26 protein-coding genes are annotated in these 19,643 nt (G+C 36.9%); 20 read left to right on the top strand and 6 right to left on the bottom strand.

Annotation, left to right across the window (positions count from 1 at the left end):
• The first annotated feature begins 5 nt into the window (after positions 1-5).
• A complete protein-coding gene (locus tag ACNQFZ_RS03870) occupies positions 6-278 on the top strand; it encodes a UPF0223 family protein (protein WP_458414039.1) in 273 nt (90 codons plus the stop codon).
• A 36-nt stretch (positions 279-314) separates the two neighbouring features.
• Positions 315-935 (top strand): YktB family protein, encoded by a 621-nt coding sequence (locus ACNQFZ_RS03865; protein ID WP_458414038.1) that lies wholly within the window; start codon positions 315-317, stop codon positions 933-935.
• 52 nt (positions 936-987) lie between these two features.
• On the opposite strand, the gene ACNQFZ_RS03860 is transcribed toward ACNQFZ_RS03865, so the two are convergent.
• Complete coding sequence (locus ACNQFZ_RS03860) at positions 988-1,215, bottom strand: hypothetical protein (RefSeq protein WP_458414037.1); 228 nt, start codon at positions 1,213-1,215, stop codon at positions 988-990.
• Positions 1,216-1,452: 237 nt separating this feature from the next.
• Between ACNQFZ_RS03860 and ACNQFZ_RS03855 the strand changes: the two genes are divergently transcribed.
• Together ACNQFZ_RS03855 and ACNQFZ_RS03850 are read left to right on the top strand one after the other, a co-directional pair.
• A complete protein-coding gene (locus tag ACNQFZ_RS03855; RefSeq protein ID WP_458414036.1) occupies positions 1,453-1,641 on the top strand; it encodes a hypothetical protein in 189 nt (62 codons plus the stop codon).
• Positions 1,642-1,757: 116 nt separating this feature from the next.
• Positions 1,758-2,561, top strand: coding sequence for an inositol monophosphatase family protein (locus ACNQFZ_RS03850; protein WP_458414035.1), 804 nt, complete (start codon positions 1,758-1,760; stop codon positions 2,559-2,561).
• A gap of 66 nt (positions 2,562-2,627) precedes the next feature.
• Here the strand turns inward: ACNQFZ_RS03850 and ACNQFZ_RS03845 are convergent, their stop codons facing one another.
• Positions 2,628-2,813 carry a DUF5325 family protein gene (locus tag ACNQFZ_RS03845; protein WP_458414034.1) on the bottom strand — a complete coding sequence of 62 codons (186 nt, stop codon included), beginning with the start codon at positions 2,811-2,813 and terminating at the stop codon, positions 2,628-2,630.
• A 135-nt stretch (positions 2,814-2,948) separates the two neighbouring features.
• Between ACNQFZ_RS03845 and typA the strand changes: the two genes are divergently transcribed.
• The 3 genes from typA to ACNQFZ_RS03830 all read left to right on the top strand — a co-directional run bounded on the left by typA (position 2,949) and on the right by ACNQFZ_RS03830 (position 5,508).
• Positions 2,949-4,787, top strand: a complete 1,839-nt coding sequence (gene typA / locus ACNQFZ_RS03840) for a translational GTPase TypA (RefSeq protein WP_458414033.1) — start codon at positions 2,949-2,951, stop codon at positions 4,785-4,787.
• 95 nt (positions 4,788-4,882) lie between these two features.
• Entirely contained in the window at positions 4,883-5,215 is a 333-nt protein-coding gene (locus ACNQFZ_RS03835; RefSeq protein WP_458414032.1) for a YlaH-like family protein, read from the top strand.
• 17 nt (positions 5,216-5,232) lie between these two features.
• A complete protein-coding gene (locus ACNQFZ_RS03830) occupies positions 5,233-5,508 on the top strand; it encodes a hypothetical protein (RefSeq protein WP_458414031.1) in 276 nt (91 codons plus the stop codon).
• 62 nt (positions 5,509-5,570) lie between these two features.
• Here the strand turns inward: ACNQFZ_RS03830 and ACNQFZ_RS03825 are convergent, their stop codons facing one another.
• On the bottom strand, positions 5,571-5,771 hold the full coding sequence (locus tag ACNQFZ_RS03825) for a YlaI family protein (protein WP_458414030.1): 201 nt from the start codon (positions 5,769-5,771) through the stop codon (positions 5,571-5,573).
• Positions 5,772-5,889: 118 nt separating this feature from the next.
• On the opposite strand from ACNQFZ_RS03825, the gene ACNQFZ_RS03820 reads away from it, so the two are divergent.
• On the top strand, positions 5,890-6,345 hold the full coding sequence (locus tag ACNQFZ_RS03820) for a pyridoxamine 5'-phosphate oxidase family protein (RefSeq protein WP_458414029.1): 456 nt from the start codon (positions 5,890-5,892) through the stop codon (positions 6,343-6,345).
• Positions 6,346-6,384: 39 nt separating this feature from the next.
• Here the strand turns inward: ACNQFZ_RS03820 and ACNQFZ_RS03815 are convergent, their stop codons facing one another.
• Complete coding sequence (locus ACNQFZ_RS03815; protein WP_458414028.1) at positions 6,385-6,972, bottom strand: YhcN/YlaJ family sporulation lipoprotein; 588 nt, start codon at positions 6,970-6,972, stop codon at positions 6,385-6,387.
• Between the two features lie 169 nt (positions 6,973-7,141).
• Between ACNQFZ_RS03815 and ACNQFZ_RS03810 the strand changes: the two genes are divergently transcribed.
• From ACNQFZ_RS03810 to ACNQFZ_RS03800, 3 genes are all read left to right on the top strand, one after another.
• The gene (locus tag ACNQFZ_RS03810) at positions 7,142-8,473 is read left to right on the top strand and encodes a PhoH family protein (protein WP_458414027.1); all 1,332 of its coding nucleotides are present in this window, start codon (positions 7,142-7,144) and stop codon (positions 8,471-8,473) included.
• A 153-nt stretch (positions 8,474-8,626) separates the two neighbouring features.
• Positions 8,627-8,911, top strand: a complete 285-nt coding sequence (locus ACNQFZ_RS03805; RefSeq protein ID WP_458414026.1) for a YlaN family protein — start codon at positions 8,627-8,629, stop codon at positions 8,909-8,911.
• A gap of 35 nt (positions 8,912-8,946) precedes the next feature.
• Complete coding sequence (locus ACNQFZ_RS03800; RefSeq protein WP_458414025.1) at positions 8,947-10,062, top strand: FtsW/RodA/SpoVE family cell cycle protein; 1,116 nt, start codon at positions 8,947-8,949, stop codon at positions 10,060-10,062.
• A gap of 22 nt (positions 10,063-10,084) precedes the next feature.
• Here ACNQFZ_RS03800 and ACNQFZ_RS03795 read toward each other — a convergent pair whose 3' ends face one another.
• Positions 10,085-11,017 carry a COX15/CtaA family protein gene (locus ACNQFZ_RS03795; RefSeq protein ID WP_458414024.1) on the bottom strand — a complete coding sequence of 311 codons (933 nt, stop codon included), beginning with the start codon at positions 11,015-11,017 and terminating at the stop codon, positions 10,085-10,087.
• Between the two features lie 490 nt (positions 11,018-11,507).
• On the opposite strand from ACNQFZ_RS03795, the gene cyoE reads away from it, so the two are divergent.
• The 8 genes from cyoE to ACNQFZ_RS03755 all read left to right on the top strand — a co-directional run bounded on the left by cyoE (position 11,508) and on the right by ACNQFZ_RS03755 (position 18,446).
• Positions 11,508-12,449: a heme o synthase gene (gene cyoE, locus ACNQFZ_RS03790; protein WP_458414023.1), complete on the top strand. Its 942-nt coding sequence runs from the start codon at positions 11,508-11,510 to the stop codon at positions 12,447-12,449.
• 222 nt (positions 12,450-12,671) lie between these two features.
• Positions 12,672-13,715, top strand: a complete 1,044-nt coding sequence (gene coxB, locus ACNQFZ_RS03785; protein ID WP_458414022.1) for a cytochrome c oxidase subunit II — start codon at positions 12,672-12,674, stop codon at positions 13,713-13,715.
• Between the two features lie 19 nt (positions 13,716-13,734).
• Positions 13,735-15,603 carry a cytochrome c oxidase subunit I gene (locus tag ACNQFZ_RS03780; RefSeq protein WP_458414021.1) on the top strand — a complete coding sequence of 623 codons (1,869 nt, stop codon included), beginning with the start codon at positions 13,735-13,737 and terminating at the stop codon, positions 15,601-15,603.
• A complete protein-coding gene (locus tag ACNQFZ_RS03775; RefSeq protein ID WP_458414020.1) occupies positions 15,603-16,223 on the top strand; it encodes a cytochrome (ubi)quinol oxidase subunit III in 621 nt (206 codons plus the stop codon). Before ACNQFZ_RS03780 ends, ACNQFZ_RS03775 begins: the two co-directional genes overlap by 1 nt.
• Positions 16,224-16,227: 4 nt before the next feature.
• Complete coding sequence (gene ctaF / locus ACNQFZ_RS03770) at positions 16,228-16,560, top strand: cytochrome c oxidase subunit IVB (RefSeq protein WP_458414019.1); 333 nt, start codon at positions 16,228-16,230, stop codon at positions 16,558-16,560.
• 64 nt (positions 16,561-16,624) lie between these two features.
• Positions 16,625-17,545, top strand: coding sequence for a cytochrome c oxidase assembly factor CtaG (gene ctaG / locus ACNQFZ_RS03765; protein WP_458415300.1), 921 nt, complete (start codon positions 16,625-16,627; stop codon positions 17,543-17,545).
• A gap of 14 nt (positions 17,546-17,559) precedes the next feature.
• Positions 17,560-18,090 (top strand): GNAT family N-acetyltransferase, encoded by a 531-nt coding sequence (locus tag ACNQFZ_RS03760; RefSeq protein ID WP_458414018.1) that lies wholly within the window; start codon positions 17,560-17,562, stop codon positions 18,088-18,090.
• Positions 18,090-18,446 (top strand): Asp23/Gls24 family envelope stress response protein, encoded by a 357-nt coding sequence (locus tag ACNQFZ_RS03755; protein ID WP_458414017.1) that lies wholly within the window; start codon positions 18,090-18,092, stop codon positions 18,444-18,446. The genes ACNQFZ_RS03760 and ACNQFZ_RS03755 overlap by 1 nt, the downstream gene beginning before the upstream one ends.
• A 52-nt stretch (positions 18,447-18,498) precedes the next feature.
• On the opposite strand, the gene ACNQFZ_RS03750 is transcribed toward ACNQFZ_RS03755, so the two are convergent.
• Positions 18,499-18,852 (bottom strand): YugN family protein, encoded by a 354-nt coding sequence (locus ACNQFZ_RS03750; RefSeq protein ID WP_458414016.1) that lies wholly within the window; start codon positions 18,850-18,852, stop codon positions 18,499-18,501.
• Between the two features lie 185 nt (positions 18,853-19,037).
• Here ACNQFZ_RS03750 and safA point away from each other — a divergent pair, with 185 nt between their 5' ends.
• Entirely contained in the window at positions 19,038-19,643 is a 606-nt protein-coding gene (gene safA, locus ACNQFZ_RS03745; protein ID WP_458415299.1) for a SafA/ExsA family spore coat assembly protein, read from the top strand.

The following is a 19,643-nucleotide window of genomic DNA, read 5'->3' as shown; positions in this document are numbered from 1 at the left end:
TTTGTTTGCAAAATTACAGTTATCCTCTTTCAACTGATTGGGATAAACAAGAGGTTATTGATGTGATTTATTTTTTTCAATGTGTGGAAGAGGCCTATGAAAAAGGGATCAGCCGAGAAAAACTATTAGCAGCATACCGGCGCTTTAAAGAAATTATTCCAAGCAAAGGAGAGGAAAAGCAGATATGCGGACAATTTGATAAAGCATCTGGCTTTTCCAGCTACCACACAGTAAAAAAAGCAATGGATATAAATGCAGGGCAAAAAATAAAAATGTAGATTTTGACTCTTTTGTCTTTTTAGGAGTGACTATTTTTGAATTTTACAGGCTTTTCAAAGAAAGATTTTGAAATTTTTTATGTTGCAGGATTAGATGAACGAATGGAACTAATCCGCACGTTTATTCAACCGAAATTTCAAGAAATCGGCAACATCCTCGTTGACGAGCTTCAAATGGAATTGGGAAATGAAATGTACCTACATATTGCCAAACATGCCAGACGTACGGTTAATCCACCAAAAGATACGTGGTTAGCAATAGCCGATAATAAACGTGGCTATAAAAAGCATCCACATTTCCAAGTTGGTTTATTTGATGACCATGTTTTCGTTTGGCTAGCGTTTATTTATGAACTACCAAGAAAAGCTGAAATTGGCCAAGCATTGCTCAAGTCTATTGACCTACTGGAAAAAATTCCAGCCAACTTTGTCATTTCATTAGATCATACCGAAAGAGAGTCATTCTCGGCGCAGAACATGGCTGAAGTGGTAAAAGGTTTGGAACGATTCCGTGATACGAAGAAAGGTGAATTTTTAATAGGCAGACATTTCGAAGCGAATGATCCGCTCCTTCAAAATGGTGATGAATTTGTGAATATCGTTAAAGATACATTTAAAACGCTTATCCCAATTTATAAAGTGTCTATGAGTGCATAAAAAAATTACCCACAGGCCGATTATGGTTATAATAATCGGCCTTTATCCTATTTCACTCCACTTTCGCCACAACTACACTACCCTCGCACCATTCATTTCCCACTGTATAATCTACTAAATAAAGTCCGCTTACATCATAAGCGATTTTTTCATGACGGTTTTCGAGAACCATACCATCCGGTATTTTTGCTCCGTGAGGCAAACCGATAATTGGTTTTGTATTTGTAACGTAAAGTGTGGTTCTTGAATTAACTAGTAACGGATCAATTGTTTTCATCATATTTCCTAATCCCCTATTTTTCATTTAAAAAAATTATTACCAATTCGAAACGAATTTAGACAGATTATTTCTCTCTTCTTAAAGTTTGAAAACGCTGTCTTTATGGAAAAATATAGGTTAATTAATCAATTTTGTTCCAAATCATTCGTGCTGTTCATAGTATATAGAAAGAATAACAGTACAAGATTAGCGGAGTTTATAAATTTGATGATTTTATTGAAAAGGGGTGTTTGCACGGTGAAGCAAGTTGTAAGATTAATGAAAAGAACTGAAGCGGAAAAAAGAATACCTGTGCTTAGACTCGAGATTGATTATGAATTAGCAACACTCTATGATGCGATGCTTGCACAGGATGAAGCACAGATAAAAAAATCAAAATTAATCTTAGAGCAATTTCGGCAAGAAATGCTTCGTTTAAAAGCATAGAAGAAATTGACGAACCATTAGGTTCGTCCTTTTATGTGGTGGCTCTTTGTGAGAAATTATACATAATGATAAAATTCCCTTATAATAAATGAAAAGAGGGTATAGAGGAGGCTAAAATGTTGCAGCAGAATGATTGGAAAAATATCTTTAGTTTTGCGAAAAACCTTGTTTTAGAAGGTGGGAAACAAATACGAGCATCGTTTAAAGAAAAATTAACAATAGATTATAAAGCAAATGCATCCGATCTTGTAACAAATATGGATAAACAGATTGAGCGATTTTTTATTGCAAACATAAATGAAGCATACCCGTCACATCGGATTTTAGGTGAGGAAGGACAAGGCGATGAGATTTCATCTCTCGATGGAACGGTTTGGATTATAGATCCGATTGATGGGACCATGAATTTTGTACATATGCAGCGTCATTTTGCTATTTCAGTAGGAATTTACCATAATGGTGAGGGAATCATTGGTATCATCTATGATGTTGTCGCTAATGACTTTTATTATGCGATAAAAGGTGAGGGTGCTTACTTAAATGATGAAAGACTACCACTTTTAGAGCCAGTTGAGATGGAAAAAGCAGTACTTGGAGTAAACGCAGCATGGGGATTTGAAAAAAAACGCATTGACGCTGGAGTAATCCCTGCCATCATTCAACATGTAAGGGGAACAAGGTCTTATGGTTCAGCAACAATTGAAATGGCCTATGTTGCTTCAGGTAGATTGGATGGGTACATGTCGCTTAGGTTGGCACCGTGGGATATTGCTGCTGGTAAAATTTTAGTGGAAGAAGTCGGTGGGAAGATTTCCACCGTTAGCGGTGAACCATTAAATATGTTAGCAAGGCAAACTCCGATATTTGCTGCAAAACCTGGTTTGCATGACCATATTGTAAAACATTACTTATCAAAATAAAAAAATATTCCATAAGCCAAAACGATTGACTGGAGTCGGCTTGTGGAATATTTTTTTTGGTTTTTTTTATAATTTATTAGCCTCACGCATTTTTTTCTTTAGTGAAAATCCTACGCCCATAATAAGGATAGAAGCTATGATGGAAAGGATGACACCAAGAATGCTCCTTTCAGCAATCGCCACTCCAATCGACATTAAAGCAATGACAGTTGCAATCGCTAACCCTAAAAATAAAAAGTTAATTTTTTTCATTTTTTTGCCAACTCCTAATTAAACAATTGTTACATTTTGATTGGATTGTGATATAATCGTTAAGTTGTAATAAAATAATGCATACAACTTAAACTATAACATAAAAATTGAAAGAATCTATAGGAGATGACAAGTTTGAATTTAAGAAAAGATATTAGAAACATTGCTATTATTGCACACGTTGACCACGGGAAAACAACATTAGTAGATAAACTGTTGCAGCAATCAGGAACATTTCGTGCTAACGAACATGTTGATGAAAGAGCGATGGATTCTAACGATATAGAAAGAGAACGTGGAATCACCATTTTAGCGAAAAATACAGCGATTAATTATCATGACACACGTATTAATATTATGGATACACCAGGACATGCTGACTTTGGCGGAGAAGTTGAACGAATCATGAAAATGGTTGATGGTGTGCTATTGGTAGTTGATGCGTATGAAGGCTGTATGCCACAAACACGCTTTGTTTTGAAAAAAGCGTTAGAACAAAAATTAACTCCGATTGTCGTTGTAAATAAAATCGACCGTGATTTTGCGAGACCGGAAGAGGTTGTTGACGAGGTTTTAGACTTATTTATTGAACTAGGTGCCGATGAAGAACAGCTGGAATTTCCGGTTGTATACGCTTCAGCGATTAATGGTACGGCAAGCTTGGATCCGCATAAGCAAGATGAGGATATGGCAGCCCTTTTTGATGCTGTTATCGATCATATCCCTGCACCAGTTGATAATCGTGAAGATCCTCTTCAATTCCAGGTAGCTCTTTTAGACTACAACGATTATGTAGGCCGTATTGGAATTGGACGTGTGTTCCGGGGAACGATGAAGGTTGGTCAACAGGTGGCTCTCATGAAACTGGATGGTACTGTAAAGCAGTTTCGTGTTACGAAAATATTTGGGTTTATCGGCTTGAAACGCGTTGAAATTGAAGAGGCATATGCTGGTGATCTTGTGGCAGTTTCTGGTATGGAAGAAATCAATGTCGGCGAGACGGTGTGTCCAACTGAACACCAAGAAGCATTACCTGTGTTAAGAATTGATGAGCCAACCCTGCAAATGACATTCCTTGTAAACAACAGTCCATTTGCTGGTCGTGAAGGAAAGTGGATTACAAGCCGAAAGCTTGAAGAACGTCTTCGTCAGCAGTTGGAAACCGATGTCAGCTTACGCGTCGAAAATACTGAGTCACCTGATGCTTGGATTGTTTCAGGAAGAGGAGAGCTTCATTTATCAATTCTAATCGAAAATATGCGTCGTGAAGGCTACGAATTACAAGTATCGAAGCCTGAGGTTATTATCCGTGAAATTGATGGTGTAAAATGTGAACCGATTGAACGCGTGCAGATCGATGTTCCGGAAGAAAATACCGGTGCTATTATAGAATCATTAGGGTCTAGAAAAGGCGAAATGTTGGATATGGTTAATAACGGGAATGGTCAAGTGCGCTTGGAATTTTTAATACCTTCTCGTGGTTTAATAGGCTATACAACAGACTTTATGACGCTAACACGCGGTTTTGGTATAATTAATCATTCATTTGACAGCTACAAACCAGTTGTTCAAGGGCAGGTTGGCGGTAGACGCCAAGGTGTGCTTGTTTCAATTGAGGCTGGGAAGGCTACAGCATATAGTATCCAGGCACTAGAGGATCGCGGGGTTATTTTCGTCGAGCCTGGAACAGAAGTGTACGAAGGTATGATTGTTGGGGAACATACGCGTGAAAATGATTTGTCTGTTAATATTGTTAAAGCAAAGCATGCTACCAATGTTCGTTCTGCGACAAAAGATACAACTGTAACGATTAAAAAACCAAGAATTATGTCATTAGAACAATCATTGGAGTATTTAAATGATGATGAGTATTGTGAAGTAACACCACAGTCCATCAGACTTCGCAAGAAAATATTAGTAACAAATGAACGTGAAAAAGCTGCGAAGAAAAATAAATTTGCGACAATAGAATAAGAAAAGCGGAGGCGCCCGGTCAAGCATCCTATTTGTTGCCGGGTGCCTACTGCCTATAACTAGATAAAAAAGAAAAGGTGGAGAGGAGGGCTTAGATGGAGGAAGTAACGAAGATAGATCCTTCGATGCTATCAGCCGTTGCCGAACTTGTTGGAGTCCATCAAGACATTGAGAGGGGAATGCTTCTCCTATACATAATCATTGTCGTTTTAACAATTATTGTTTTTAATCTTGGCTTTGCCCAAAAGCTTTCCATTATTAAAAATATTATCATCTATATCCTATTATTAATTGGCTGTTCACCTCTCACATTACTTGGTGTACGCTTACCTATTGCGGAAGGGTTATTCATTACCGCCATCGTGCTAGGGATTTATCGATTCCGGATGCACCAGCAGCGGAAGGAAAAACAAAAGCATGAAATATAGCTGAAGGGGTTTTAGTTGTGAAAAGTCTACAGGATGCTTTTTACAATTGGTTAAGCATTAAAGTTGTTAGTGATGCAAGACCGAATGATAAAGCTGCAAAAGATACGCTAGAACAGTTTGATCTCATTTTGAAAGAGGATCATCATGTTGAAAAGGTCCTCCGCCTAGAACAAACGGAAGAATTATACTATGTTCATTACGTGATCGGCGGGGAAGAAAAATCAATGCGCTTTCCGAAGGATTTAATTGATTTCATGTTGGATGCAATCGAAAGGGAGCCGCATAAGTACTAGGGTAATTGAAGAATAAGGAAAAAGCTAGCTGGACTCCTTGTCCTTGCTAGCTTTTTTAAAATTTACCATTCTTCCTCCAAGACTCTATGCTTGTATAGTTTAAATTCCCCAGTGCTTCTTCTTTCTTCAGTTTTTATGCTAATCCTTTCATAGCATTCATCACACATGTAGGTATGTATGGGGCGGTTTCTTAGTCTTTTCGCTATTGGTGATTCGTCATCTATCACATTGATTTTATCACAAAGGACACATTTCACTCTCAAATTATTCACCTCGACCTTCATTATAAGTGAAAACTGAAATAAATTTAAGTAGCAGGTTTCAATTGCTGCTAAAAAAGGTATAGTATGTAAAGAAACTTAAACGAAATGGAGGATTATTATGGCAAACCAAGTTGAACAAAAACTAACAGAAAATCTAATCCCTATTCTACAGAAAGAAAGATACGCTACGATTGCAACTGTTGATTTTGAAACAAATGGCCCAAATGTTAATGCCATATCTTGGGTATATGCGCTAAATGAAAGTACAATTTTTTTCGCTGTTGATAACCGCTCTAGAATCGTTCAAAACATAGAAGGTAATCCAAAGGTTGTTCTTACAACGATTGCCAATGGGACTACATATTCCATTAGCGGGGATGCCCATGTAAAAGCAGAGAAACTTGAAGGTACTCCACTTAAGCTCGCATTAATTGAGATTACGATTGAGTCTGTTCGTGATGTCATGTTTTATGGCTCTAAAATATCACGTGATATTGAATATGAAAAAACATATGACAAAGAAGCGGCAGCAAAATTAGACCGTCAAGTTATGGAAGCAATGAAACAAGCTTAGTTGGGAGAGCCAACTAAGCTTGTTTGGTATTTGGAGCATTTATTTTTGTTTGGATTGTTCTTTTTGAATTTGATTGAGTTGTTGTTGCTCGCCTTTTTGTAACTGCTTCTCATTTTGTTCATTTGGACCTTCTTCTGTATTCAAGTTATAAGGAATTTGCGGCATAACACGACCAACAATACCCGCTAATTCATTCATGACCCCGGCAACCGGTCTTCCCCTTTGAATATCCTTTCTCATTTCCCGTAGCCGTTGAACAACATCGGGATCAGCTATAACGACAGCATTCGCTCCATGTGGATCGTCTTTCAAAGCTTCTGCTACTGAGTATTTAACGGAACCAACTCGCGATCTTTCCAAATCCTTGTCAACATCAATCCCAACAACTGCATAATTCCCAGCAACTATAGCGGTTGCATCCCTTACTTCTGGAATGCGATTTGCTAAATCCACTAGGTGTGCAGCAATTTTTTCTCCAGATAAGTCTTGCTTTTGATTATTGTTAGGTTGATTAACAGTAATAAAATTATTTTGGCCGTCGTTTATGGCATTATTTCGAGTATCATTTTGTGCACAGCCCGTAGCAATTACAAATAATGATATGGCTGTTACCCATATTTTTCGCACCACTTCTCCAACCTTTCCATATAATTTTAAAAAATAATGTTTATTATTTATTGTTTATTTCTTCGTCTAAGATTATTCCTACACTCATATATTTAAATCAAAAGCCGTCCAAAATATAAAATCTCCTTTAATGCTTAGAAATAAAAATAGATGGTCAGGAGGAGAAGTTTTGAAAAAAATTTATGTCCTAGATACAAATGTATTACTTCAAGATCCGCGCTCAATCTTCTCATTTGAAGACAATGAAGTTGTGATCCCAGCAGTTGTGCTCGAAGAAGTTGATTCTAAAAAAAGGAACTTGGATGAAATTGGGAGAAATGCAAGACAAGTATCAAGAATAATTGATCGCCTTCGGACGCAAGGTAAAATTCATAAAGGAATACCACTCGAAAATGGCGGACTATTTAGGATAGAGTTAAATCACCGTTCATTTTTGAAGCTCCAAGAAGTATTTGATGAAAAAACGAATGATAATCGCATATTGGCGGTTGCACTTAATTTGTATTTAGAGGAACAAAAAAAGCCTGATGGAAGGCCTGTCATACTTGTGAGCAAGGATGTCTTAGTCAGGGTGAAAGCCGATGCGGTGGGCCTTATTGCTGAGGATTTTTTAAGCGACCGTGTCGTTGAATATGATGACAATATTTATTCGGGATTTCAAACGGTATATGTAAGCCAAGATCTTTTAAATGAGTATTATCAGAAAGCACAGCTGGACATATCGAGGTTACCGGCTCTTCATTATTTGCCTTATCAATTCATTATTATGAAAGACGTTTTAGGAACTTCACAATCTGCTTTAGGAATTGTGGATGGGGAAGCGAAAAATATAAAAAAATGCTTCCATGATAAGGATCATGTTTGGGGCATCAAAGCTCGAAACGTCCAGCAAACAATGGGGATTGAACTGCTTTTACGGCCGGATATACCACTTGTTACATTAATTGGTAAAGCAGGGACGGGTAAAACTTTATTGGCTTTAGCAGCAGGCCTATACCAAACAGAGGATCTTGGATTGTATAAAAAATTGTTAGTGGCACGCCCCATTGTACCTGTTGGGAAAGATTTAGGGTTCCTTCCCGGAGAGAAAGAAGAGAAATTGAGACCATGGATGCAGCCCATTTATGATAATTTAGAATATCTATTTAATACAAAAAAACCTGGTGAACTAGATGCCATTTTAGCTGGCATGGGATCCATTCAAGTCGAAGCCCTCACTTATATAAGAGGAAGAAGCATACCAGAACAGTTTATTATAATTGATGAAGCCCAAAATCTTTCAAAGCATGAGATAAAAACCATTTTAACTCGAGTGGGGGAGAGAAGCAAAATTGTGCTGATGGGTGATACCGAGCAAATTGACCACCCATATCTTGATGAATATAACAACGGCTTAACCTATGTAGTGGAAAAATTTAAACAAGAAAAACTCAGCGGCCATGTAAGATTTGTAAAAGGAGAAAGATCATCATTAGCGCAGTTGGCTGCCGATTTATTATGAATAAGGGGGCTGAAAAGTCAGCCTCTTATGAAGTTCCGCGATAATTCCTCACCTTCACTTAAAATCTCCCATACAGTAATACCTTGCATTTTTGTCCATAAGACGATAAGATTAAAAGATAGATTGGACTTTTTTTCTATTGGAGGGATGAACATGTCTTCAGAGGTTGCCTTAAATCATAAAGAAAAGGCATATGCCCTTCTTAAGGCTGATGCTGATAAAATATTAAAACTTATTAAAGTTCAAATGGATAATTTAACAATGCCCCAGTGTCCTTTATATGAAGAAGTGTTAGATACCCAAATGTTCGGTTTATCACGTGAAATCGATTTCGCTGTCCGTCTTGGGTTGGTTGAGGAACTAAATGGAAAAGCATTGCTTGAATCGTTGGAAAGGGAACTATCAACACTTCATGAAGCCTCTTTAAGAAATAAATAAAAGAGGCTTGTCTTAAAGTTAAGGATGAAATACGTATGGGGAAAAAAATATTAAGGTCCTATGATTATACACTTGTATTAGCTCCGATTATACTAAGTATCTTCGGAATCATTATGATTTATAGTTCCAGTATGGTTGTTGCTGTTGCTAAATATGAAGGATCACCTGACTTGTTTTTTATGAAACAATTAAAGTGGTTTTTTCTTGGGGTATTTGTTTACATAATAGTATTAGCCATTCCTTATAAAATTTATAAGAAATTTTTAAAACCCATTTTCTTCGGCGCACCATTTTTACTTGGGAGCGTTTTGCTTTTTGGAAAGGCTACGAATAATGCGCAGAGTTGGATCTTCGGTTTTCAGCCTGCGGAGTTCATGAAACTGGGGGTCATTATTTATTTAGCAGGTGTATTTTCCAATAAGCAAGCTTATATTCAAAAATTCGTCCCTGCTTTTGGACCGCCGTTAGCATTTATTTTCTTTATATTTATTCTAGTATATAAGCAGCCGGATTTAGGTACCGGGCTACTTATTTTAGCGATTGCAGGAATGATTATCTTCTGCTCGGGCATTCGCCCAAAGCATCTTAGCCGTTTGATTTTAATTGGAGTTGTAGGGGCTCTTCTTTTTTATCCGTTTTTAACGGATGAACAGCTAAGCCGATTTACCGCTGCTTACGATCCTTTTAATAAAGAAGTTTCCCAAGGGGATGGCTATCAGCTTATCAATTCCTATATTGCCATCTCAGCCGGTGGTATTACTGGTGAAGGTTTAGGGAAAAGTATTCAAAAATTTGGATACCTACCCGAGCCCCACACGGATTTTATCTTGTCTATTATTTCTGAAGAACTTGGTATTTTTGGTGTTGGTTTTGTCTTATTAATGCTACTATTCATTATTTGGAGAGGATTCACTGTTGCGATGAGGGCTAATGATCCATTCGGTAGTTTGCTCGCAATTGGAATTTCCGGTATGATTGGGATCCAGTCAATCGTTAATATCGGTGCCCTGACTGGTCTGTTGCCAATTACAGGTGTACCTCTTCCATTTGTGAGCTATGGTGGTTCTTCTTTAGTACTTTTGATGATATCGATGGGGATTCTAAATAATGTAGCGATGTTTGCTAGATTTAAGCAGGCTCAAAATCAATAAACGATAATAAAAAAGATTGCCATTAGGCAATCTTTTTGTTTTTGTTTATTTCATTTTTTCTGCTTCTTGAAGATAAAAGAACGAGATAGCTTAAGACACAGAACAAAAGTGTAATAAAGGTTGCATGTGCTAATGTGACATATAAATTAACCCTTGTAAAAATAATGAACGCACCGGATAAAGGCTGTAGGATGATTAAGATAATAGCAGAAATTGCGATCCACTTTAAAACTCGTTTTGTAGGATAACTTCTCATAATCCGAATGGATAAAGAAATTAACCAAACAAAGAAGATTAATGCCGCTGTCCGATGTCCCATTTGCACCCATTCATACTGATTATTCGGTAATGAAAAGATTGCGCCATTATCGCAAAATGGAAAGTCGAGGCATGCTAAATGCGCTTTTTTATGACGGACTAGGGCGCCTGTATATACAACAACATAACAATAAATGCTAATTGCATATATTTGTGTGCGGATCCCTTTATCAATAATTAAAGAGTCTGCATCAAACTTTTTGTCTACCTCAAAAATAAGTAATGTTAATAAAAAGACTGCCGCAACTGAGACCAGTGAAACACCGAAATGCAGTGCCATAATAACAGGGTCTTGCCCCCAAATAACAGCACCCGCTCCAAGCAAGGCTTGAACAATTAGGAAAAATACAGATAGGAAAGCAAGAAATTTTGTTTCCCTTACATGGCCGATTTTTTTCCATGACCAAATGGCAAGTGTGGTTACTAATATTACCGATAATCCAGAAACAAGTCGGTGGGAGAGCTCAATGATTAGTTCAACCGAAATGTCGCTAGGAAGAAATTGTCCATGACAAAGAGGCCATGAACGACCACATCCCATTCCAGACCCAGTCTTCGTTACAAGTGCTCCGCCAATTAGCACAAATATCATCACAATACTTGAAGCAACGGATAAAATTTTTAATCCTTTATTCAAATCTCACACCTTCTTTATAGTATGTATAAAAAAATAGTGATTCTTTCCTTACTATATTTATGTAAAATATATCACATAAAATAAATGGAAAGAGGTTTTGTTTTTGTCAAAAATGTGAATAGCTAAGTAACAAAACTTTTCTATTCTATTATATTTTTTATATTTCTATTGATTATAACATTATTATCGTAAAAAATATATAAATGGTAGTTTATTAAGAGGAATTCAGTGGTACTTTTAATAAGTCGCTAATTTTTTTATGAAGTCATGATTCCTTAATGGAGGTGAATTTGGGCAATTTTAGAATAATTGTAAAAATAATTTCATTATTATTTAACAAATTCTTCATGTTTTATGGTTTAATAAGGGTGAGGAATATTTCTATGACATTTATCACATATTGATAATCTATTTTTTAAAAAGATTATTTTGCAAGTAGGTTATTTTGAATGAATGTAGCTTTAGACGAAGGTAAAGGAGGAAATAGTCAATGGACAACTCGAGAATTATGAATAGAACTGCTAATCCGATGTTTGAGGCTGCTAGTCTGAATGAGAGTAAAAGTAAAACAAATTCTATATGGAATGATTTGCTATCTCTTGTTAAAATTGGAATAGTAAATTCGAATTTAATAACAGCATTTACTGGGATATGGCTTGCACTTTATTTCACAAATCAATCCTTTATTGTTAATATTGATAAGGTGTTACTGGGGATGTTTGGTAACGCTTTGGTAATAGCGGGTGGATGTGTTTTAAATAATTTTATTGATAGAGATATCGATCATATAATGGAACGTACGAAAACAAGACCAACGGTAACAGGTACGATTAGTCTTACGAAGGTATTGTTATTAGGATGTTCGGCATCCTTAATCGGTCTGGTGTTATTGTTTATGGCATCGCCTCAGGCAGCCCTCTTTGGTTTTATTGGTTTATTTACGTATGTTGTATTATATACCCTGTGGTCAAAACGTAGACATCCTATTAATACTGTTGTTGGAAGTATTTCTGGTGCGGCGCCACCATTAATTGGCTGGGCTGCCATTGACCCTAATCTATCAGTTGAAGCTTGGATTTTATTTCTGATTATGTTTATATGGCAACCCCCACATTTTTATGCTTTGGCGATGAAGAAATGTGAGGAATACCGGAAAGCAGGAATTCCAATGTTGCCAGTAGTTAAGGGATTTGCAGAAACAAAGAAGCATATCGTTGCTTTTGTTGCTTGCTTATTGCCTTTACCGTTTTTCCTAATGTCGTTAGGCCCTGTTTTTGTTTTTGTCTCATTTTTGTTGAGTGTGGGCTGGTTTGCTTTAGGTGTTTACGGGTTTTTCATGAAGGAAGATTTAAAATGGTCAAAATGGATGTTTGTTTATTCTTTGAACTATTTGACGATTGTTTTTGTGCTAATGGTAATTGTAACAATTTAAGAGAATGCTAGTGAGAATAATCTCACTAGCCATTTTTCGACAAATTTTTCATACATTTTCATTTAAAAAGTATAAAAATGTCGAATATGTACATAAGCCAGTAAATGTTATAAGGGGAAAGATTCTATCATATTATGTTATAAAATACCTTTCAATATGTTAATACTGTTGGGAGGTATATTAATAAATAGATTTATTAAAAGAAAGAGGGGTTAGGATGAAATGAATCGCGTAGGAGGGAAAGGTCGTTTGTTTGTCGTAGTATTGATGCTTTTGCTAGTGTTAGCTGGCTGTGGTGGGAAACCATACTTGTCAACGCTTACGCCGCAGGGTGAAAATGGTGAGATGCTGTATGATTTAATGATGTTGACCACTGGTCTCATGACGCTAGTAACTTTAGTTGTTGTAGTAATTTTTATTTATGTTGCACTGAAGTTTCGTAGAACAAAACAAAAAGAGAATTTGATTCCAAAACAAGTAGAAGGAAATCACAAACTAGAGATTACATGGACTGTTATTCCTATTATTATCCTATTGATTATTGCTGTGCCGACAGTTTCGGCAACATTTAAATTGGATCCTAAACACGAAAAAGTAGCTAAGGATGCCATACATATAAATGTTACAGGTAAACTCTATTGGTGGGAATTCGAATATCCTAATGAAAAAATCATTACGTCTCAAGATTTAGTCATACCTGTTGGTGAAAAAATTTATTTATCTTTAAAAGCTGGGGATGTAAAACATTCATTCTGGATTCCAGCATTGGCAGGTAAAATGGATACAAACGTTGAAAATGAGAATCAAATGTGGATTCATGCCTACAAAGAAGGCGTTTACTATGGTAAATGTGCAGAGCTTTGTGGTCCTTCTCACGCATTAATGGACTTCAAAGTAAAAGTTTTGTCTAAGGATGATTATAAAAAGTGGGTAGCTAATATGCAAAAGCCTTCTGAAGTGCCTACTGAAGCAACTGCTAAAGCAGGGCAAGAAATCTTTGCGAAAAGCTGTGCTGGCTGTCATGCTGTAGATTCAAATGATCCACGACCAGTAGCTGCAAGACTTGCACCGAATCTTTCGAATTTTGCAGATCGTCAGCGTGTTGCTGGTGTTAAGGATTTAACTAAGGAAAATGTTCAGGCTTGGATCACAAATCCTGAGGCAATAAAGCCAGGAAATAAAATGAGTGGCACATATAATTTAAATCCAGATCAAATTGAAGCAGTGACAGAGTATCTGCTTACGCTTTCAAAGGAAAATAAATAGGGTTGGGGAGGTTTAGCAATTGAGTACATTGGTACAAAAAAGGGGTGTTGGTGCAATTATATGGGACTACCTAACAACAGTAGACCATAAAAAAATTGCCCACTTGTATCTTATTGCAGGTTTATTACATTTTGTCATTGGTGGAATTGAAGCCTTATTAATGCGTATACAATTGATGTTCCCTGAAAATGACTTTTTAGTAGGTACTTCATTTAACGAAGCGCTGACTGCTCATGGAACGACGATGCTATTCTTTGTTGCGATGCCAATCATCTTTGCATTGGCAAATGCAGTTGTTCCGATTCAAATTGGGGCACGTGACGTTGCCTTCCCATTTTTGAACTCATTAGGGTTTTGGTTGTATTTTTTCGGCGCTTTATTTTTTAACTTTGGGTGGTTTTTAGGTGGAATGCCGGCAGCAGGCTGGACGAACTATGCTTCACTTGCAATGGCTGATCCAACCCACGGTGTAGATTTCTATTTAATCGGGTTGCAGATTTCTGGTTTTGGTACATTAATATCTGCGATTAACTTTTTAGCTACAATTATTACAATGCGTACGGCTGGTATGACATTTATGCGCATGCCGATGTTTACGTGGACTGTTTTTGTTTCATCATCATTAATTTTGTTTGCTTTCCCGCCATTAACAGTGGGTATATTCTTAATGATGTTTGATCGCTTATTTGGATCGAAATTCTTTGATATTGCGTTTGGTGGTAATACGATTATTTGGGAGCACCTATTCTGGATTTTTGGACACCCAGAAGTTTATATATTGGTGTTACCGGCATTTGGAATTTTCTCGGATGTAATTTCAACTTTTTCACGAAAAAGAATCTTCGGCTATACATCAATGGTATTCGCCGTGGTATTAATTGGTTTCCTAGGATTCATGGTTTGGGCACACCACATGTTTACAACAGGTATGGGGGCAGTTGCCAACTCTATTTTCGCTGTGGCAACGATGACAATTGGTGTTCCGACAGGTATTAAAGTATTTAACTGGCTCTTTACAATGTGGGGTGGAAACATCCGTTATACAACACCGATGCTGTATGCGGTTTGGTTTGTACCAACATTCGTAATGGGTGGCGTTACAGGTGTTATGCTGGCATCTGCTGCTGCAGACTACCAATTCCATGATACTTATTTCGTTGTTGCGCATTTCCACTATATTATCGTTGGTGGTATTGTATTAGGTCTATTTGCCGGCCTGCATTTCTGGTGGCCGAAAATGTTTGGTAAGATGATGAATGAAACATTAGGTAAAATTACTTTCTGGGTATTTTACATTGGTTTCCATTTAACTTTCTTTATCCAACATTTCCTTGGTCTTTGGGGTATGCCACGTCGCGTATTTACCTACTTGCCAAATCAAGGTTGGGATGCAGCAAACTTTGTAAGTTCAATTGGTGCTATTTTAATGGCTGTTGGTGTTCTATTACTCGTAATTAATATGGTGATGTCTTTCACCAATAAAGAAAAACTTGCCGATGATCCTTGGGGTGATTGTCGTTCACTTGAGTGGGCAGTTTCATGTCCACCACCTGAGTACAACTTTAAACAGTTACCATTAGTTCGCAGCTTAGATCCTGTATGGTATGAAAAACAAAACGGTAACAAGGAATTGATTCCGGCTGAGCCGCTTGGTGATATCCATATGCCTAACGGATCATTTAATCCTTTTGTAATTTCTTTAGGTATATTTATCGCGGGATTTGGCTTTATGTACCATGATCTTGGAACAAACAAATTAGCCCTAGGCGTCGGCATCCTTGGATTATTGATTATGTTTGGTGCTATGTTTGCACGATCTGTAAGAGATGATCATGGTTACCATATCCATAAAGAAGACCTTGAACGTGAAGGAGGGCTAGGAGCATAATGGCTGCTGAACAAGTTTTAACAAGAGAAAATTTTCCTTCCGAGCCTGAAAAGGCAACGATGGAAGGAAAAAATAAATTTATCGGTTTTTGGTTGTTTCTTGGTGGAGAAACAGTCATGTTCGCTTCATTATTCGGTACATTTTTGGCACTGCGCCATTCTACAATGAATGGACCAACACCTGAGGAGCTTTTTTCTCTGCCACTAGTATTTTTGGCAACAATGTTTTTATTATTCAGTAGTTTGACAAGTGTATATGCAATATATCAAATGAAAAATAATAATTATAAGGGAATGCTTACTTGGTTATGGATTACTGTAATCCTTGGTGCATGCTTCCTTAGTTTAGAAATGTATGAATTTAACCACTATGTACATGAAGGGTTAAAGTATACAACGAATGCATTTGCATCTTCCTTCTATACGCTGACTGGATTTCATGGTGCTCACGTTGCTTTTGGGCTTTGCTGGATTATTACTTTATTGGTACGTAACTCACGCCGTGGTCTTAGTCTTTATACTGCACCGAAGTTTTATGTGGCGAGCCTTTATTGGCATTTTATTGACGTTGTATGGGTATTCATCTTTTCAGTTGTCTACTTAATGGGAAAGGTGGGCTAAGCTAATGGAAATGAATTCAAATTCATCAGTGGATACAAAATGGGAGGTTCGTAAGCAAGCGAATAAGGAGGAAATGAATCAACAATTTGTCGTTTTTGCCTTAACAATATTTTTAACGCTGCTTGCCTTTGCATCCGTTGTATTCAAAGATACGATTAATAACTGGTTTGTTACTCCTTTCATTTTTATTTTAGCGATTGTGCAAGTAATCTTTCAGTTGTTTTACTTTATGCACATGAGCCATAAAGGTCACGCGGCACCGATTTTATTTATCTTTTCCGGTGTATTAGTGGCAGCTGTAAGTATCTTAGCGTTGATGACAGTTGTTTGGTGGTAAAAAAACGGGACTCGGGCTTTTTAGCTCGGTCCTTTTTGAAGTATAGGAAAGAAATTTAGAGGTGATGTCAGTGCTTGAGAAACTAAGTATATTTGGTTTTAGGGCGATGTGGAGTCCGTTGTTTTTCGTTTGTTTAGCTGTTGTAGCTGTACTTTACCTGCTCATAGTAAAAGGGCGTATCATAAACAAACCGAGTGGCGAAGAAGGTGCAACAAAAAAACAAATCTTATTGTTCATATCTTCACTTGTAATTTTATATATTATTAAAGGGAGTCCTATTGATTTATTGGGGCATTTGAATTTCAGCATTCATATGGTACAAATGTCGGTATTGTATTTAATATTACCACCATTATTTATTTTATCTATTCCTAGCTGGCTCTATCGTAAGATGTTGGCTAAAAGGAAAGTGAGCCGGCTGTTTTTAATCGCAACAAGACCATTATTTGCAGTTCTATTGTTTAATGGTGTTTTTTCCGTTTACCATTTCCCGTTCGTTTTTGATATTATAAAAACAAATTCAATCCTTCATGCTAGTGTAACGGTAACCATTTTTATAGCAGCTTTTATTATGTGGTGGCCCCTTTTATGTCCTATACCTGAAAACCAAAGACTTAGCGGACTGCAAAAATTAGCTTATATTTTTGCAGATGGTATGTTACTTACACCTGCCTGTGCATTGATTATTTTCGCAGGTCATCCAATCTATCAGACTTATACCGACCCAACTGCATGGATGAAGGCACTGGAATTATGTGTTCCGGTGAGTACACTTACAAATGTTAATATTAGTAATCCGCAAATGTTCTCATGGTTATCACCATTAGACGACCAGCAATTGGGCGGAGTTATCATGAAAATTATGCAGGAAATTGCATATGGTGTAACGCTCGCGCGTGTATTCTACCAATGGGTTAGAGAAGAAAGACAAAAGGAGGAAGAACAACAACTTAACGGCTTTCCTTCTCCACAACCATTAAAATAAAGGAGATGCTGGTTTTGTCGCAAATTTTTACAGACCGCCTACTATTAATCCCGTGTCCGTTAGATTTGGCAAAATCAATTATATTAGACAGAAAAAAATTGGAGGAGCGGTCACCGGTTACATTGCCTAGTGACTGGCCCTCCGTTCAATTAAAAAGTCTTCTACCATATTATATTGAATTGTTAGACAAAGCCCCAAACGATAGAAGTCTCGAAATTTGGTTAATTATTGATCCACTTGAGAGAAAAGTGATTGGATCCCTTAGGGTAAAATCAAAAGCAGCCGATTCCAGTACAGTTGATATTGGATATGAAATTATTGAAGCCCATCGAAAGCGTGGGGTTGGTTATGAGGCTGTGCAAGCTCTTGTTAATTGGCTTTTATTAAATCATAAAATAGAGAAAATAACGGCTGAATGTGATGCAAGTAATATAGGCTCAATAAGAATACTAGAAAAAGTAGGAATGTATTGCATTGGAAAAGAAGCGTCATTTTTAAACTGGGAATTAAAAAACGAACGTTCGACTTCATTGGGGGAATCGTGATGATTAAAAAAATGTTGGAAAAAGGGACGTTGAATATTTCTGAAGATGTTTTCGCCATCATTTCATCGATTGTTATTGAGGAGATGGAGGGTATTGCCAGCACGGTTTCCGACTTTAAGGATGATTTTATTAGGGTAGTCAATAAAAAGGGGAACCAAAGAGGAATAAGTGTTAGTCAAAATGAAGAGAAGCTCCTAATAACGATAAAAGTATCCGTATACCTTGGTGAAAATATTTGTGAACATTGTGTGGAACTTCAAAAACGAATTATTGAAGAAATAAAAATTATGACCGGTATTGATGTAACAAGTGTTAATGTCTTGATTGACTCCGTTCGCATGAAAGATGAAAAATGACTGTAAAAAGGCGCATGAAAATCATGCGCCTTTTTACAATTAAAAAATTAAATTAACCTAATTTTTTGCTTACAGATTCAAGAATTGCTCTTGATTTTTCAATGATATTTTTTGGAATCACTTCATCCTCACCGTATTCTACGCCATGTGGGTAGTAATGCTTTCCAAGAGCCGGTGTTAAAAGTTTTACTTTAGCATGCTTAGAATCGATATTTCCTTCAACTGAATACCCTTGTATGCGCAAATAAAAGATTTCGTTTGTATCTAGTTGTTCAAACTTACGGTCAAATGATATACGCTCATAATCCCATTGTTCTCTAACAAGTAATTGTTCTTCACCAAATACATTTTTTAAAAGAGAAAGATCGTATACTTTCCCATCAAGCCCCGTACCTTCAAATCTCACTATGTATCCCTCCTAAATTTCAAAAACACTCTAAAAACTATAATAGTATGAAAGAGAGGAAGATGCAATAAAGCTTTTCTTAATTATTTTTGTTTTCGTGAGAATTTTTTTGCATTTTGGCAAAAATATAAAAGGTGTTTATCTACTGTTAAAGTTTTGAAAGGAGGATTTTTTTGAAAAAGCTTATGGGTTCAGCACTATTTTTTTTAATAGTGTTCGTTGCAGCTGTGACAGGAAATGCCCAAACTCAAGATACGTATATTGTGCAGCGTGGTGATTCGATGTGGAAAATTGCGGTGAAGTATCAAATTGGTCTAAGTGAAATCATTCAAGCCAACCCACAAATTAAGAATCCGGCGATGATTTATCCTGGTCAAAAACTGACAATTCCGCTTATTGATGCAACGAAAAGTATTGAGTCGCAGGTTATTCAATTAACAAATCAACAAAGGGCGAAGTATGGGCTGCCTGCTTTAAAGGCTAATTGGGAACTATCAAGGGTGGCTCGTTTTAAAGCAACGGACATGCGTGATAAAAATTATTTCAGTCACACTTCACCAACGTATGGGTCGCCATTTACGATGATGAAAAACTTTGGAATTTCCTATTCAGCTGCCGCAGAAAACATCGCTGCTGGTCAAGCAACACCGCAGGAAGTCGTAAATGCTTGGATGAACAGTCCGGGTCATCGTCAAAATATTTTAGATTCAAGAATGACTCAAATCGGTGTTGGTTATGCTAAAGGTGGGTCGTACCGCCATTACTGGTCACAAATGTTTATCAAAAAATGA

The organism is Schinkia acidoalkalinis, assembly GCF_054301215.1.
Note: the sequence above shows the minus strand (reverse complement) of the source record. Positions and strands in the feature narration are given on the sequence as shown.